12 protein-coding genes and 1 pseudogene are annotated in these 16,383 nt (G+C 71.6%); 1 reads left to right on the top strand and 12 read right to left on the bottom strand.

Annotated elements, in window-relative coordinates:
- Positions 1 to 394: 394 nt before the first annotated feature.
- The 5 genes and pseudogenes from FIV44_RS04950 to FIV44_RS31830 form a co-directional block, all read right to left on the bottom strand.
- Positions 395 to 1,102 carry an ABC transporter ATP-binding protein gene (locus FIV44_RS04950; protein ID WP_141003489.1) on the bottom strand — a complete coding sequence of 236 codons (708 nt, stop codon included), beginning with the start codon at positions 1,100 to 1,102 and terminating at the stop codon, positions 395 to 397.
- Complete coding sequence (locus FIV44_RS04955) at positions 1,099 to 1,881, bottom strand: ABC transporter ATP-binding protein (RefSeq protein WP_141003490.1); 783 nt, start codon at positions 1,879 to 1,881, stop codon at positions 1,099 to 1,101. The genes FIV44_RS04950 and FIV44_RS04955 overlap by 4 nt, the downstream gene beginning before the upstream one ends.
- Before the next feature lies 1 nt (position 1,882).
- A complete protein-coding gene (locus tag FIV44_RS04960; protein WP_141003491.1) occupies positions 1,883 to 3,859 on the bottom strand; it encodes an ABC transporter permease in 1,977 nt (658 codons plus the stop codon).
- Between the two features lie 3 nt (positions 3,860 to 3,862).
- Positions 3,863 to 5,251 carry an ABC transporter substrate-binding protein gene (locus FIV44_RS31825; RefSeq protein WP_141003492.1) on the bottom strand — a complete coding sequence of 463 codons (1,389 nt, stop codon included), beginning with the start codon at positions 5,249 to 5,251 and terminating at the stop codon, positions 3,863 to 3,865.
- A gap of 215 nt (positions 5,252 to 5,466) precedes the next feature.
- Positions 5,467 to 6,828, bottom strand: a pseudogene (locus FIV44_RS31830) (ABC transporter substrate-binding protein); the annotation flags it as partial.
- A gap of 165 nt (positions 6,829 to 6,993) precedes the next feature.
- Between FIV44_RS31830 and FIV44_RS04975 the strand changes: the two are divergent.
- Complete coding sequence (locus FIV44_RS04975) at positions 6,994 to 7,497, top strand: DUF6174 domain-containing protein (protein ID WP_141003494.1); 504 nt, start codon at positions 6,994 to 6,996, stop codon at positions 7,495 to 7,497.
- Here FIV44_RS04975 and FIV44_RS04980 read toward each other — a convergent pair.
- From FIV44_RS04980 to FIV44_RS05010, 7 genes are all read right to left on the bottom strand, one after another.
- Complete coding sequence (locus FIV44_RS04980) at positions 7,484 to 8,536, bottom strand: MaoC family dehydratase (protein WP_141003495.1); 1,053 nt, start codon at positions 8,534 to 8,536, stop codon at positions 7,484 to 7,486. The genes FIV44_RS04975 and FIV44_RS04980 overlap by 14 nt on opposite strands.
- Complete coding sequence (locus FIV44_RS04985; RefSeq protein ID WP_141003496.1) at positions 8,533 to 9,729, bottom strand: acyl-CoA dehydrogenase family protein; 1,197 nt, start codon at positions 9,727 to 9,729, stop codon at positions 8,533 to 8,535. Before FIV44_RS04985 ends, FIV44_RS04980 begins: the two co-directional genes overlap by 4 nt.
- 151 nt (positions 9,730 to 9,880) lie before the next feature.
- On the bottom strand, positions 9,881 to 11,242 hold the full coding sequence (locus FIV44_RS04990) for an endonuclease/exonuclease/phosphatase family protein (RefSeq protein WP_141003497.1): 1,362 nt from the start codon (positions 11,240 to 11,242) through the stop codon (positions 9,881 to 9,883).
- A gap of 235 nt (positions 11,243 to 11,477) precedes the next feature.
- Positions 11,478 to 12,557 carry a hypothetical protein gene (locus tag FIV44_RS04995; RefSeq protein ID WP_141003498.1) on the bottom strand — a complete coding sequence of 360 codons (1,080 nt, stop codon included), beginning with the start codon at positions 12,555 to 12,557 and terminating at the stop codon, positions 11,478 to 11,480.
- Between the two features lie 9 nt (positions 12,558 to 12,566).
- Positions 12,567 to 14,339 (bottom strand): DUF6752 domain-containing protein, encoded by a 1,773-nt coding sequence (locus FIV44_RS05000; RefSeq protein WP_141003499.1) that lies wholly within the window; start codon positions 14,337 to 14,339, stop codon positions 12,567 to 12,569.
- 1 nt (position 14,340) lies between these two features.
- A complete protein-coding gene (locus tag FIV44_RS05005; protein ID WP_141003500.1) occupies positions 14,341 to 15,303 on the bottom strand; it encodes a glycosyltransferase family 2 protein in 963 nt (320 codons plus the stop codon).
- Positions 15,300 to 16,346 (bottom strand): hypothetical protein, encoded by a 1,047-nt coding sequence (locus FIV44_RS05010; RefSeq protein ID WP_141003501.1) that lies wholly within the window; start codon positions 16,344 to 16,346, stop codon positions 15,300 to 15,302. The genes FIV44_RS05005 and FIV44_RS05010 overlap by 4 nt, the downstream gene beginning before the upstream one ends.
- Between the last annotated feature and the right edge of the window lie 37 nt (positions 16,347 to 16,383).

The following is a 16,383-nucleotide window of genomic DNA, read 5'->3' on the forward strand; positions in this document are numbered from 1 at the left end:
GCCGGGATACTGCGAGTTGACCTGCATCGGGTACCCGCCGTCCGTCAGCGGGTTGGGCGGCAGCCCGAGCTGCTCGGCGAAGGTCTTCAGGCCCTCGCCGACCGGGTCGCCCGGCCAGAACAGGCTGGCCCGGCCGCGGGACTCGCCCGAGTCGGCCTTGACCTTGCTGTAGCCCATGTCGAACTCGACCTGCGCCTGCCCGGCGTCGACCGGGATCGGGATGCTCGGCTCGAAGATCTCGACCCGGATCGGCGCCGACCAGGCCTGCGTCGTGAAGCCGCCGTACGCCGCGGCGCCGCCGCCCCATCGCCGTCGTCGGCGGTCGCGGGCGGGACGCCGGGACCGGCGGCGAGGGCGGCGACGATGCCTCCCGCCACGAGGAGTCGGAACCTGTTCATGCTGCGCCTCCCAGGATGACGTCGGCCATGGTCTCGAGGATCTCGCCGGGCTCGCCGGTGGCCACGATGCGCCCGCCGCTCATCACGGCCGCGTAGTCCGCGACCCGCAGGGCGGTGCGGGCGAACTGCTCGATGCAGAGGATGGACACGCCGGACTCGGCGATCCGGGCGACGGTCTCGTAGAGCTCGTCGACGATGAGCGGCGCCAGCCCCATCGACAGCTCGTCGAGCAGCAGCAGGGCGGGGTCGGAGGCCAGCGCCCGCGACATGGCCAGCATCTGCTGCTCGCCGCCCGACATGGTGCCGGCGAGCTGGTGGCGCCGCTCGTGCAGGCGCGGGAAGTAGGTGTAGGCGGTGTCGAGGACGGCCGAGGCCGGCACGCCGGCGTACGACATCAGGACCAGGTTCTCCTCGACGGTCAGGTTCGGGAACACCGACCTGCCCTCGGGGATGGTGCACAGCCCGACTCTGGCCAGGTCGTCGGAGCGAGCGCCCTGCACGTGCACGCCGGCCAGGTGGATGTCGCCGGACGTGGCCTCCTTCTGGCCGCTGATCACCTTCACCAGCGTCGACTTGCCCGCGCCGTTGGGACCGAGCAGCGCCATCACCGCGCCGCGCGGCACGGAGAGGTCGACCCCGCGCAGCACCTCGATCCGGCCGTACGCCGCGTGCAGGTCGATGACATCGAGGATCGGGACGCTCACGGGAGCACCTCCTCGGCCACGGGCTCCAGCACGCTGGTGTCCCCCTCGTCCTCCGCGTAGCCGAGGTAGGCGCGCTGGACGCTCGGGTCGGTGCGGATGTCGGCCGGTGCGCCCGAGGCGATGATCTCGCCGAAGTCTAGGACGTGGATCTCGTGGCACACGCTCATCACCAGGTCCATGTCGTGCTCGACCATCAGGATCGAGCAGCCCTCCGCCGCGAGCTCGACGAGCAGCGCGCCGAAGGCGTCGGTCTCGGTCTCGTCGAGGCCCGAGGACGGCTCGTCGAGGAGCAGCAGCCGCGGGTCGCCGGCCAGGCAGCGGGCCAGCTCGAGCAGCCGTGCGGTGCCGGTGGGGATCGAGTCGGCCCGCTCGTCGGCGTACTCGGCGATGCCGACCCGGTCGAGCAGGACGTCGACGCCGAGCGCGCCCCGCCGGCTGCCGAGCCAGGCCAGCGGTCCGCCGTGGATCTCCTGCGCGACCCGGACGTTGTCGCGCACCGTCAGCGACCCGAAGGCCTCGAGCCGCTGGAAGGTGCGGCCGATGCCGTGCCGGGCGCGGCGGTGCACCGGCCAGCCGGTGACGTCGCGGTCGCGGTAGCGGACCCGGCCCTTGGTGGGCCGCTGCAGGCCGGTGATCACGTTGAAGCAGGTCGTCTTGCCCGCGCCGTTGGGCCCGATCAGCCCGGTGATCACGCCGCGGTCCGCGGTGAAGCTCGCCCGGTTGACGGCGGTCACCCCGCCGAACCGGACGACCACGTCGTCGACCTCGAGGAGCGCCATGTCAGCCCGCCTTCTCGATCGCCACCGGCTCCGCGGCGCCCGGCACTTCCACCAGCGGTACGTCGACCGAGCCGTCCGCGCCGTCGGCCGTCCCACCGCGGGGCAGCAGCCCCTGCAGCCGCCCCTCCAGCCCGGGCGCGAGCCGCGAGCGCAGCCAGCGGCCCACCCGGAACAGGTGGTTCGCGAGGCCGTTGGGGTCGCGGCCGAGCAGCACCGCGCCGAAGCCGATGACGGCGAACAGCAGGCCGGCCATGCCCGGCTGGGAGGCCTGGAGCTCCGGCAGCAGCATCAGCGCGACGCCGCCGAGCAGCGCACCGGTCACCGAGGTGGCGCCGAAGACGACGGCGAGCAGCAGCACGAGCAGCGACTGGAAGTAGAGGAAGTCCGCGGCGCCGACCGTCCCGCGCAGGCCGGCGAACAGCCCGCCCGCGAGTCCGGCGATGCCCGCCGACAGCGCGAACAGGCCGACCCGGAACCAGCGCAGGTCCAGGCCGAGGGTGCCGCAGGCCGAGGGGCTGTCCCGCATCGCGATGAGCAGCCGGCCGAGCGCACCGCGCCGCAGCACGAGCACGCCCAGCGCGAGCAGCACGAAGGCGAGCACCATGAACCACACGTACGACGTGTCGGATCCGATCCGCAGGCCGAGGATCGAGAGCCGCTCGGCGGCCAGGGTGCCGTTGAACTGGAACGCGAAGTCGGCGTTGAAGACCACCTTGTCCATGAGGACGGCGAAGGCCATCGTCGAGAGCGCGAGGTAGAGGCCGGTCAGCCGCAGCACCGGCAGCGCGACGAGGGCGCCGACCCCGGCGGCGATCAGGGCCGAGAGGAGGAGCCCGATCAGGTTCGGCTCGTCGAGCTTGGCGTAGGCGAGCGCACCGACGCCGGCGAAGGTGAACTGGGCGAGGGAGACGTGCCCGCCGTACCCGGTCAGCAGGACCAGCGAGAGCATCACGATCGCGTAGGTCGCCGCGACGCCGATGAGCAGCACCTGGTTGGGCGCCACGAGGTTGACCAGGAGCAGCGCCACCACGAGGAGTCCGGCGCCGGAGCCGAGCGAGAGCCGCAGGGTCGGGACCGGCGCGGTGACGATGCCCTTGACCTGGCCGATCCGCAGCTGCGCCTGCGGCATCAGCACGACGATCGCGAACAGGAAGAGCGCGGGGATCACCGGGCGGAAGGAGGCCAGGAAGCCGTCGGTGGGCAGGTACCCGACCGCCCACGACTCCAGGACGCCCAGGATCATGGCCCCGGCGAAGGTCATGGGGAGGCTCTTGAGCCGGCCGAGCATCGCGGCGGCGTACGCGTTGATCACCAGCAGGGTGAGTGCGTAGTAGTCGAGCAGCACGACGGGCGTCAGCAGGATGCCGCCGAGCGCGGCCAGCGACATGCCGATCGCCCAGGACAGGGCGGCCACGCGGTCGGGCTTGCCGCCGAACAGCTTGAGCAGCTCGGGGTTGTCGACCGAGGCCCGCATCGCCGTGCCGATCCGGGTCCGGCTGAGCAGGAGGTAGAGCCCGAAGGCCACGAGGATCGCGCAGACGAGGGTGACCAGCTGGTGGGCGGTGACGAAGGTGTCGCCGAGCTGCCAGCCGGTGCCGGACCAGAACGGGAGCAGCACCCGGGGCTCCGGTGGCCAGATCTGCTGGGCCAGGCCGATCAGCCCGACGAGGAGGCCGACGGTGACGACGAGGGCGACGGAGACGGGTCCCTCGCCGAGACCGCGGGTGACGAAGCGCTGGATGAACCAGCCGATCGCCGGCGCCACGACGCCGAGCACCAGGACCAGCGACAACACGGTCGGCAGCCCCTGGCGCTGGGTGAAGTCCCAGAACACGAAGGACAGGAACATGCCGAACGCGCCGTGGGCGATGTTGAACACCCGCGTGGTGGTGTAGGTCAGCACCAGGCCGCTGGCCATGATGGCGTACGCCGCGCCTGTGAACAGGCCCAGCAGCGTGTAGGCGAAGAGGGACGACATGGCTCAGCCTCCGATCCCGGAGTCGACGACGCTGCCGCACAGGTAGCCGCCGGACGACACCTGCTGCCACTTGCCGCCGCTGAACTGGATCATCTTCAGGCAGGGCGGGGTCGCACCCGTCGCGATGTTCATCGCGGTGTGGGCGCCGTTGCCGGTCCAGGCGGTGGTCGCCCGGACCGCGTCGACCAGCGAGGCGCGGGTCAGCTTGCCGCCGAGCGCGATCGCCTTCTCCACGAACAGCCGTGCGGCGGACCAGGCGAACAGTCCGTAGTAGTTGGGGATGGCGCCCGGCTTCACCTGCTGCAGCCAGGACAGGTAGAGCTGGACCTCGGCGTTGCCCTTGTTCTCGAACAGGTCGTTGGGCGAGAAGACGTAGGCGCCCTCGGCGACGGCGCCCGCCTGGTCGACGTACCGCTTGTCGTAGATGGTGGGGTCCTGGAGGTAGAAGTCCGGCTTGAAGCCCTGCTGCTGCATGGCCTGCTGCAGCTTCACGGTGTTCTGGTAGGGCCCGTAGTAGACGACCGCCCGGACGCCCTTGTCCTTCATCTGCTGGACGTACGGCGCGAAGTTGAACTCGGCGACGTCGATGCCCTGGACGTACGTCGCCGACCAGCCGGCGGCCTTCTCGTAGCCGGCGGCCAGGCTCTTGGCGTTGACCGGTGCCGCGCCGGCGTTGATGTAGAGGAAGGCGGCGTTCTTCACGGCCTCGGGGAACTTCGCGGCCAGCCACTTCGCGGCCGGGTCGGAGATCAGGTTGGTGCGGATGGAGTAGGCCCCGACGCACGACTTGCAGGCCTGTCGCTCCGGGTTGACGATCGTGGAGCGGAGGTCGGGCAGGCCGCACGAGCCGGCGGTGGCCGCGCCGCCGGAGTCGAAGGCCGACATCGAGCCGACCGCGGCGAACGCGTCGGCGCACGCCTTGACGTAGGCCTGCTGGTCGGCGCCGGCGTCGGCGCGGCTGTCGAGGTTGAGCAGCGCGAGCTTGCGCCCGCAGAGGGTGTTCTGGGAGTTGAAGTACTCGACATAGGCGCGGGTCGCCTGCTGGGCGGACTCGAAGATGCCGGGCACCGGGCCGGAGATGTCGGAGACGTTGGCGAGGGTGATCGTGCTGTCGGTGATGCCGGTCTGGTTCTTGAAGCCCTCGCAGGACGCGGCCTTCGCGCCGCCGGTGGGCGAGCCCTTGCCCTTGGCCTTCGCTCCACCTCCCGTCCCTCCGCCGGCGTCGCCGCCACCCTCCGGCGTACCGGCGTCCCCACCGGTACCGGCCGCGGGCGCCTCTCCCGCGGCCGGTACGTCGCCCGCGGGTGCCTCACCCGCAGGCGGTCCGGTGTCGCCGCCGGTCTCGGCGTCGACCCCCGTCGTGGCGCCCTGGCCGGTGGTCCGCGCCACCATCGCCGGGTCGAGCTGGGACCCGCAGGCGGTGAGCGCGACCAGGGCGAGGCCGGCTCCTGCGGTACGACGCCAGCGGGTGCGCACTCCTCAGCCCCCACTCCCGAGTTGACGACGTTGCCGCACAGCCAGCTCCCGGGCGAGACCTGCTGCCAGCGGCCGCCCTTGTACTGGATGATCTTCTGGCACGGCGGCGTCTCCGCGGTGCCCACCCGCATCGCCGTGTGGGCGCCGTTGCCGGTCCAGTCGTCGACCTTGCGCATCGCCGCGACCAGCGACTCCCGGGTGAGCTTCCCGCCGAGCGCCAGGGACTGCTCGACGAAGAGACGGGTCGCCGACCACGCGAAGAGGCCGTAGAAGTTCGGCACCGCGCCCGGCTTCACCTGCTGCAGCCAGGAGAGGTACAGCTGGATCTCGGGGTTGCTCTTGTTCTCGAACAGGTCCGTGGTCGAGTACACGTAGGTGCCCTCGGCGAGCGCCCCGGCCTGCTGGACGTAGCGCTGGTCGTAGACGGTCGGGTCCTGCATGAAGACGTCGGGCTTGTAGCCCTGCTGCTGCATGGCCTGCTGCAGCTTGACGGTGTTCTGGTAGGGCCCGGTGTAGACCACCATCTTGATGCCCTTGTCCTTGAGCTGCTGGACGTAGGGCGCGAAGTTGAACTCCGCGACGTCGATGCCCTGGAGGTAGTTGATGGTCCAGCCCATCTTCCCCCACGCCGCGGCCTGGCTCTTGGCGTTGACCACCGCGGCGCCGGCGTTGATGTAGAGGACCCCGACGTTCTTGGTGGCCTCGGGGTACTGCGCGGCGAGCCACTTCGGGCCGGAGTCGGCGATCAGGTTGGGGCGGATGGAGTAGATGCCGAAGCAGGTCGAGCAGGCCGCCCGCTCGGGCGTGGTGGTCGTGGTCCGGATGTCCGGCAGGCCGCAGCCCTGGGCCGCCGCCGCGCCGCCGGAGTCGAAGGCGCCCATCGACCCGACGGCCGCGAACGCGCCGGCGCACGCCTTCGTGTAGGCCTGCTGGTCCGCGCCGGCGTCGGCGCGACTGTCGAGGTTGAGCAGCGCGAGCTTGCGCCCGCAGAGGGTGTTCTGGGAGTTGAAGTACGCCACATAGGCGCGGGCCGCCTGCTGCGACGCCTCGAAGATGCCGGGCACCGGTCCCGACAGGTCCGCCACGTTGGCCAGGGTGATCGTGCTGTCCGTGATGCCGGTCTGGTTCTTGAACCCCTCGCAGGACGCCGCCTTGACGCCGCCGGTCGGCGAGCCCTTGCCCTTCGCCTTGCCGCCGGAGCCGCCGCCCGCCGTACCAGAACTGTCGGCGCCGGCCGCGGGGTCCGCGGCGCCGGCGTCCCCGGGCGCCGCCACGTCGCCCCCGGCGACCTCGCCGTCGCCGCCCGCCACGCTCTCGTCGGAGCCGGACACCGGGTCGGCGACCGCGCCGGGCTGCTGCCCGGAGCCGTCCCCACCGGCCTGCCCGTTGACCCGGGCGACCGTCGCGGGGTCGAGCTGGGAGCCGCACGCCGAGAGGGCGAGCACCACGGCGGCGACGCCGGCCAGACGTCGCACGCGAGAGTTTCGGGGCATGCGGACCTCTCGATGGGACAGCGCAACAGGTCGCCGGCCGCGGACGACCGGTGCTGGACCAACGAGCGCCTGTGACTCAGGTCACGGCCGAAATGGAACTTGTTCCAGTTTTGTGCCCGGGGGAACCTGTCGGCCCGCTGAGCCGTCCCAGGCATCATGAGCACCATGCGCCTGCCTGCCGCCGCCCTGACCGCCGCCCTGACCTCAGCCCTGCTGCTGACGGCGACCGCGTGCACCAAGGAGTCGGACCGCGCCGCGGACCGGACGACCGCCTCCGCGAGCCCGAGCGGCACGCCGACGGGGTCGGGCACGCCGAGCGCCGGCAGTGCGTCGTACCCGGCGTTCGCGCCGCAGGACTACACCTACGAGCTCGAGGTGCTCTGCTTCTGCCCCCAGACCGGGCCGGTGGAGGTGACCGTGCGCGACGGCGAGGTCGCGAACGCCGTCGCCCTCGACGACACGGTGCCCGGCGGCGCGGTGCCGGAGTTCGCGCAGCTCACCATCCAGGACGTCATCGAGATGGCCAACGACCCCGACGTCGACAAGGCGAGCGTCGAGTGGCCCGCGGGCCAGGACCACCCCGACTCGGTCATGCTCGACCGGATCGCGCAGGCCGTCGACGACGAGGTGACCTACACGATCAAGAACGTGCGGATCAGCGCGGGATGAGCGCCCAGCAGTCGAGGTCGAGCAGCACGCCGGAGGCGTACTTGCCGTCCTCGCCGCGCAGGGTCATCGACTCGTCCCGGCCCTTGGTGGCGACCAGCCGCAGCCGGAGCGCGCCGACGCCGGGGGCGGCCGTCTCGGCCTTGTCGAGGACCTCCGACCAGGCGTAGACGGTGTCGCCGGCGAACGCCGGGGCGGTGTGGGCGCCGGCGTTGATGGCCGCGATCAGCTGGGCGTTGGCGAGCCCGTTGAAGGACAGCGCGCGGGCCATCGAGATGATGTGGCCGCCGTACACCAGGTTGCGGCCGTCGGGCCGCGCCTCGGTGTTGAAGTGCACCTTCGCGGTGTTCTGCCACAGCCGGGTGGCCTGCTGGTGCTCGGACTCGGTCAGCGTCACGCCGTCGACGTGGTCGATCCGCTCCCCCACGACGTAGTCGTCGAGGCGGTGCGGCTCGCCGGCCGCCCCGAAGTCGTACGACGTGAAGTCGAGGCCCGCGGGCACGACCAGGTCCGCGGCGGCCACGGCCGGCGCGAGCTCGGGGACGACGGCCTCGGGGGCCGGCGCATCGGTGTCGCGCTTGTGGACCATCACCCAGCGCGCCCAGTCCAGCGCGATCTCGCCGCGCTGGTCGGTGGCGGTGGAGCGGACGTAGACGACCCCGCTCCTCCCGTTGGAGTTCTGCTTGAGGCCGATCACCTCCGACGTGGTGCTCAGCGTGTCGCCGGGCACCACCGGGCGGTGGAACCGGCACTCGGCGTACCCGAGGTTGGCGACCGCGTTGAGCGAGACGTCGGGGACGGTCTTGCCGAAAGCGATGTGGAAGGCGATCAGGTCCTCGACCGGGTGGGGGTCGAGGCCAACCGAGGCGGCGAACTCGGCGGAGGACGGCACCGCGAACCGGGTCGGGTAGAGCGAGCCGTAGACGGCCCGGTCGCCCTCGGTCACCGTGCGCGGCGTGGCGTGCCGGATGACCTGGCCGACCTCGAAGTCCTCGAAGAAGTTGCCGGGGTTGGTCTTGGATCCCCCTGTCGCGCCGCTCACTTGAGCTTGTACTCCTTGAGCAGCTGGCGGCCGATGATCATCTTCTGGATGTCGGAGGTGCCCTCGCCGATGAGCATGAACTTGACCTCACGCATGAGGCGCTCGATCTCGTACTCCTTGGAGTAGCCGTAGCCGCCGTGGATCCGGAAGGAGTCCTCGACGACCTCGTTGGCGTACTCGCTGGCGATCATCTTGGCCATGCCGGCCTCGACGTCCATCCGCTTCCCGGTGTCCTTCAGCCGCGCGGCGCGGACCATCATGCTGTGCGCGGTCTCGACCTTGGTCGCCATCTCCGCGATCCGGAACAGCACCGCCTGGTGCTCGGCGATCACCTTCCCGAACGTCTTGCGCTGCTGGGCGTAGGCCACCCCGAGCTCGAAGCCCCGCCACGCCAGGCCGCACGCACGCGCGGCGACGTTGACCCGGCCGACCTCGACGCCGTCCATCATCTGGAAGAAGCCCTTGCCCGGCTCCCCGCCGAGGACCTGCTCCGCGGCGATCTGGTGGTTCTCGAGGATGAGCTCGGTCGTCTCGACGCCCTTGTAGCCCATCTTGTCGATCTTGCCCGGCACGGTGACGCCCTGCGCGGTCTCCCCGAACCCGGCCTCCTTCTCCACCAGGAAGGTCGTCATGTTCTTGTAGACGCTCTCGGCGCCCTCGTCGGTCTTGACCAGCAGCGCGACCAGGGTCGAGGTGGCGCCGTTGGTCAGCCACATCTTCTGCCCGGTGATCGAGTACGACCCGTCGTCCTGCTTCGTGGCCTTGGTCGAGACCGCGGAGACGTCGGAGCCGAGGCCGGGCTCGGACATCGAGAACGCGCCCCGCACCTCACCGGTCGCCATCCGCGGGAGGTACTTCTGCTTCTGTTCCTCGGTGCCGTGCTGCATCAGCAGGTAGGCCACGATGAAGTGGGTGTTGATGACGCCCGAGACGCTCATCCAGCCCCGGGCGATCTCCTCGACCACCAGCGCGTAGGTCAGCAGCGACTCCCCCAGGCCGCCGTACTCCTCGGGGATGGTCAGGCCGAAGACACCGAGCTCCTTGAGACCGTCGACGATCTCCTGCGGGTACTCGTCCGCGTGCTCGAGCTCCTGGGCCACCGGGATGATCTGCTCGTCCACGAAGACCCGCACGGCCTTCAGGATCTCGGTCTGGTCCTCGGTGAGGCCCTCGGTCTGACAAAGCCGGGTCATCGGTTCTCCCCTTCGCAACTGGCACGGCGCTCGTGCTGCCGCACGGCACTGTACCCGCGAGTAGACACCCCGGGTCCCCTCGAACGAGTGCCGAGACCCGGGACGTGAGGCAGGTCACGCGGCCGCCCGGACAGCCCGTCGAGAGCGCCGGTCAGATCGTCCGGCCGACCGCCGCGAAGTAGCGGATGAACATCTCGTCGTAGCCGAACTGGTCGGAGCGGATCTGCGCGGCGGAGCCCGACTTCTTCTGCTGCTTGGGCACCCAGGCACGGTTGTAGTCGATCCGGACCGCGCGGGTGCCGCCGGACATGCTGGCCAGCACGAGCGAGCGCGGCAGGCCGGTGCGGGCCCAGTTCGACTTCCGCTTGGCCCACGACTTGTGCTTCTTCTTGGTGCCGAGCAGCTTCGCGAGCTTGCGGTCCAGCGGGGTCGCCTTGCCGTGCCCGGTGATGATCTGGACCTCGACGCCGCGGGCGCGGGCCTTCACGATCGCCTTGTAGATGCCGTTGCCGGAGAGCTTCTTGGTCGCGAGGTGGAGGGCCGAGCCCGGCGGCGCCTGCTTGATCGCCTGCTTGACCAGCCGCATCGTGGCCTTCTTGTCGCTCTTGTTCGAGACCCAGCCGGGCGCGAAGGCCCCGGCCCGCGGGCCGACATTGCCCAGGTCGACGGCGAGCAGGTGGTGGTCGGAGTGCAGCGGGACCGTGGTCAGGTTCGTCACCGGCAGCAGCGGGTCGCCCTGGTAGAGGTAGGCGTGGTCGATGACCGCGCCGCTGTCGTGGGTGCCCGGGGCGACGCCGAACAGGTCGAAGACGTTGACCAGGCCCAGCGCGGCGATCTCGTTGCGCGGGTACGCCGCGGTGCGGAAGTTCACGTTGACGTCGCCGGCCATCAGCACCGGGCCGCTCGCCGACAGGGTCTGCGCGAGGCCCGCCAGGCGCTGGTACGACGGCAGCGTGAGGCCCTGGGTGTACTTGGACGCCGGCGCGAAGTGCACCGCGACGACGGAGACCACGCGACCCTCGGGGTTGCGCACGGTCACCCAGTTGGCGTACCGGACGCCCCAGTGCACCTTCTGGTTCTTCGTCTTCCCCCAGACGTCGGTGATGTTGTAGGTGCCGGCGGCGATCTTCGTCCACCGCGAGGTGTCCCAGACGACCGCGGTCGCGCCGGTGTAGGTGCCGGGCGTGCGCTGGATGGCGTAGCCCGGAGGGGCCAGCAGCGCGTCGGGACGGCTGGAGACCTCGTTGAACGTGATGAAGTCGGGGACCTGCGCGAAGACCTGGCCGAGGTCGGCCGCCGTCTTGCCGGCCGCCATCCCGGACTTGATGTTCGCCTGCACCAGGCGGATGCCGCTGGCGCCGCCCGGGTCCGAGGCCGCCGCGGTGTTCTCCAGCTCGCTGCGCCCGCCCCCGGTGCTCGCCGCCGCGAGGACCAGGAGGGTCGCGAGGACCGCGAGCGCGGTGACCGTCGCCGGTAGGGCACGGAGCCATCGAAGCGAGCTCAGCCTGCGCATGGGACCTCCCGAATCACGGCGCCCACATGCGCCGAGCGAACAATTTCCTCAGGAATCACATCAGTAACAACTTCACCAATGCAATACAGGGCGAATAACTACAAGAATGTAATTAGGAGAATGACAACGATGTCATTCGTCCGGGAATACACGGGTCCCGTGATATCGGGCAGCGTCGGAATTCCTGGGACCCTTCGGCAGGTCCTGGGCCAACCTGAGCTTGGATGGTGAGCGATCAGCGCCTGCGGAGGGCGCCGAGCAGGCCGCGCTTCGCCGGGGCCGGAGCGGCGGCGACCCGGAGGTCGCGGACGTCGCCGAGCATCGTCGCGAGCAGGTCGGTGGCGGCGGCGGCCACCTCCGCCTCGGTGACCGTGTCGGGAGTACGCCGCGGCGGCAGCTCGGCGGGGATCTCCAGCCGGGCCAGGTCGCCGACGACGTCGACCGGATGGCTGCGCAGGTAGTCGAGCGCCGCCTCGTTGCGGCGGCGGCACTCCTCGATCCGCTCGGCCTGCGGCCAGAACTTCTCCCCCCGCCGCGGCACCAGCCGCTCGTCGGCGAGGAAGGTGCGGATGAACATGCCGCGGTCCCGCGCGGCGCCCAGCGACCGGCGCGCTACGAGGCGCTCGTTGACGCGGCGCAGCACCTCGGCCTCGACCACGCCCATCGACTCGTTCGGGAAGGACTGGCTCAGGTCGTAGGCGTCCGCGCGCAGGCCGAGCAGGCCCGCGAACCGGTGCCAGATCTCGTCGCGGGCGGCGGAGGTGTCGAGCGGGAGGACGTGGATGCGCTCGTGCGGGACCGCCGCCGACCAGCGCTGGAGGACCAGGTGCAGGTCGAGGGTGCGCCAGTTCCACACGTCGCGGGGGTCGTCGGAGACCTCACGGGAGTAGTCGGCCATCGGCGTCGTGCCGCGGTTCTTCAGGCTCTCCTGCCAGCTGGCCGTGAACAGCCCCAGCAGGTCGCGGGCGGTGACCACGACGTGCACCTCGGCCGGGGCGAGCTGCTCGGCCATCCGGGCCGCCTGCTCCGCGCTCGCCGCGGCGAAGAACTCGTGGGTGATCAGCGCGTCGCCGTCGTACGCCGCGATCTCGGCGCGCAGGCGCTCCCACGCGGTCCGGTGCTCCTCGGTCGCCTTCGGGAGACGCGGGTCCTCGCGCACGATGCGGCTGCTCCACAGGTGGTCGAAGCGACCCAACCCGGGCAGCAGCACGCCGTCCTCCCGCAGCCGGTCCCGCGAGGCCCAGACGATGGTCTGGAGGTAGGTCGTGGCCGTCTTGGGCAGCCCGATGTGGACGAAGACGCGGCGAGACACCACGAGATCTCCCTACAGGCTCTTCTCGAACGCCTCGATCGCCTCGGCGATCCGGGCCTCGTCCTGCTGGGCGACGGGGATCAGCAGCTCCTGGACGACGTCGACCAGCTCGGCCACGCGCACGTAGTGGCGCTGCAGCTCGGCCACCTCGGTCTCGAGCGCCTCGATCCGCAGCCGCTGGGCGCGGACGGTCGCGAACAGGTTCCAGCGATTCTGCGTCATCGGGTCATCTCTTCTCTCACCATCTTCACCACCGGGCGACCACGACGGCGCGTCCGGCGCGACCCGCGGGCCGGGCTCGACGTCCGCCGACACGACCGAGCCCCCGAACCGTCCGATCGCCGCCAGGACCCCGTCGAGGGCAACAGGATACAAACCCTCGCCGGCCTCGCCCTCGCCCGTCGCGAACTCGGCGTGCAGCCGCCCGCCGCCGCGCAGGGTCATCGCGGCGAACCGCAGCAGTCCCTCGCGGCCGAGCTCGGTGGTCGCGTCGAGGACGTGCCGCGCCAGCATGGCGCGCGGTCCCTCCTGGCGCGCGATCCGGGCGCCCTCGGCGAGGACGGAGCGGAGCTGGGTGAGGCTGAGCATCCGTACGTCGAGGGGGGCGCCCTCGCGCCCGGCGACCCGCTCGGCCTTGCGCAGGGTCTGCGGCACGTAGTCGTAGGCCGTCGTGCGGAAGCCCGCGCGCGCGAGGTGGAGCGCGTCGCTCCCCCGCCCGGCGCCGACGTCGAGGACGTGGGTGCCCACGGCGGTGTCGGCCGCGAGCCGCCCGGCCAGGTCGGAGGCGGGGGCGTCGACGTCGGCCTTGCGGTGGGCCTGGTTGCGCTGCCAGTCGCGCCGGAACGGGGAGAGGCCGCGGAACCAGCTGTCGAGCCGGGCCTTGGTGCGGGCCGACGTCTCGAACTTGAAGGCGGGGTCCGGGACCCGCCAGTGCGGGCCGTACATCGCCTCGAGCAGCCGCTCGGGCTCGGCGGGCGCCGGGAACTCGTGGCCGGCGAGGGTGACCGTGGACAGCGGGAAGATCCACTCCTCGCGGAAGTCCACGCCGACCTCGCCCATCAGGTAGAGCCGGCCGTCGCCGGCGAAGAAGCCGCCGAACAGGTCGAGCCCGCGCACCGAGCCGTCGCTCTCCTCGACGTCGATCCGGAACGCGCCGCCGCTGTAGCGGAAGGTCGCCATGCCCCGGACGGCCAGCGCGCGCTGCAGCCGGAAGGACTCGCGCACGACCTCGGCGGGCGAGACGTGCCGCGAGACGTAGCCGAGGTCGGCGTCGGAGTCGTGGCCCAGGAAGTCCTGCTCGCGGACCGCGCCGAGCAGGGTGCCGTACGCCGGGAAGGCGGCGATCCCCTCCTCCTCGAGGACCGCGATCACCCGGTGCATCGCCTCCAGCAGCGGCTCGAGCTGGTCACCGCTGCGCACGGAGAACTCGGGGTGGAAGCGGCCCGACTTGTCCAGGGCGATCGGCAGCCCCTGCTTGTTGACGAACGCGATCCGTTCGTCGCCGTCGCCGAAGGACATCTCCTCGTCGTAGAGCACGGTGCCGGCGACGTGGTCGCGCACGCTCAGCCGGGTGACCCCGTGAAGGAAGCGGAGCATCCGCTCGGGCCAGGCGATCCGGCGCTCGGCCTCCGCGCCCTCGGTCGTGTCGCTCTCGATGGTGTCGCGCAGGGACCAGAAGGACCAGATCCGGCGGCCGTCGAAGAGCACGTCCAGCGCCCGGTCCTCGTCCTCGACGGCGAGCAGCAGTCCGTCGTCGTCGACGGCGGTGACGGTCAGGTCGGCCATGTCACACCAGGTCGCGGAGCTCGTCGGGGATCCGGACGTACGGCGGCCGCGCCAGCGCGAGGTGCTGGCCGGCGCCGGTGGCCCGCCACAGGTCGCCCTCGTTCTGCACGATCGCCGCGATCTTCTTCGGTCCCGGCCGGAACCGGCCGAGCTCCCCCTGCTCCTCGGCGGTGGCGATCTGGGCGGCGGCCGTGCGCAGCGCCTCCACGATCTCGTCGGTCGGGCGGCTCCAGCCGGACTTCACCGCGCGGCCCTCGACGACGGCGGCCTGGTGGCGCTGCTCGGCGAGCAGCCGGAGCTGGTCGACGTCGGCGAACTTGAGGTGGAACATGAACAGCTCGGGGTCGGGCTCGAACGGGTGCCGGATGCCGTGGGAGGCGTGGGCCCAGTCGGCGTCCACCCACTTCAGCGCCGGCTTGCACATCAGCGGGGTGAACCGGGCGAACTCCCGCTGCCGCAGCAGCGAGGGGGCGGCGAAGTCGAGCGGAGGCTCGACGTCCACGCGGTGGATCACGTTGTAGCCCAGGACGCCGGCGACGGCGCTGCCCTGACGGGCGGCCGCGAAGTGGCGCAGCGAGTCGTGCTTCGCGGGGTCGGCGACCACGAACTCGTCGGCGTCGGCGAGCAGCACGGCGTCGTACGCGAAGAGCAGGGACGTGGCCAGGCCGCTGAGGATGCCCATCCGGGACGGCTCGAAGGTGTACTTGTCGAGGTAGGGCAGGCGCAGCACCGTGCACGGGAGGTCGTCGGTCGAGCCGTCGACGCTGTGGTCGTCGACCACGAAGACGTCGTCGGCGCGGAGCTGGCGCTGGTAGTGCTCGACCCAGCGCCGCAGCACCGGGCCGCTGTCGCGAGTCATGGTGATGGCGGCGACGCGCGGCAGCCCGTCGCTCGACGGCCGGTCCGTCGCGGCCGGGCCGGGACCCGGCGCCGGCGCGTCCTCGCGGCGACCACGCCACCTCATCGCTGCTCCCCCTCCGTGAGGCCCCGGGACCTGCTCCAGCGGGACAGGGCGATCTCGAGGGCGTCGACCGCGGCCCGCAGCACGTCCTCGGCAGGAACGTCCGCGGGCTGGAGGCCGGGCACCGGGACCGGGCGGAGCTCGTCGAGGTCGCCGACGACGCGATGCCGGGCCTTGCGCAGGCGGGTCACCTGCTCCTCGCCCTTGGCGCGGACCCACGGGTCGTCGTACCCGAGCCGCTGGCCGCCGCCCTCGCGCAGGGAGAGCCCGCGCTTGGCCACCTGGTGCTTGACCAGCCGGTCGTAGAACGGCGGCAGGTCGCCCTTGCCGTCGGGGCGGAAGCGCCGGTTGAGCTCGAGCAGCAGGAGGGCGCTGGGCAGGTCGATGCTGGGGTTGCTGCGGACGTCGAGGCCGACCGCGTCGGGGTCGGTCCCGAGCACCTCGGCGAACCGGCGCCACAGCAGGTCGCCCGGCGCGCCCGGCGGCGGGACGGTGACCAGGCTGAGCGCGCCCTTGTCGAGCGCCTTGGCCCAGCGGGACGCGATCGTCGGCACGTCCTGGTGGCGCCAGAACCGGGCGGTGGACTCGGTGCCGTCCTTGCGGGTGCCGAGCGCGGCGACATAGTCCTCCCAGCCGGTCACCCCGCCGTTCTGCATCGACTCCAGCCACATCGCGGGCACATTGCGCCCGAGATCGCGGCAGGTCAGCACGGCCTCGACCCGGCTCTCCGGGAACGTCTTGCGGATCCGCTGGATCTGCCGCTCGTCACGGGGCGCGAGGTACTCCATCGACACGACGGCGGTGCCGGGCCAGGCCCGGATCTCGTCGACGAGCTGCTGCCAGTAGCCGGCGGGCGGCATCGGCGGCTGGCCGGGACCGCCGTACGCGATCAGCTCGCGCACCGCCCGGACCTGGCGGCGCCACCGGCGGCCGGGGAAGAGCACCCCCCGCTCGGCCAGCTCCGCCTTGTTCTCCCCGAGCACGTTCTGGAGGAAGCTGGTCCCCGACTTCATGGTGCCGATGTGCAGCACCACTCGCTGCGCCATGGGTCGTCCTCTCCGATGTCTCAGGTCCCCTTGCTCA

It is taken from the genome of Nocardioides humi (assembly GCF_006494775.1).
Taxonomy (GTDB): Bacteria; Actinomycetota; Actinomycetes; order Propionibacteriales; family Nocardioidaceae; genus Nocardioides; species Nocardioides humi.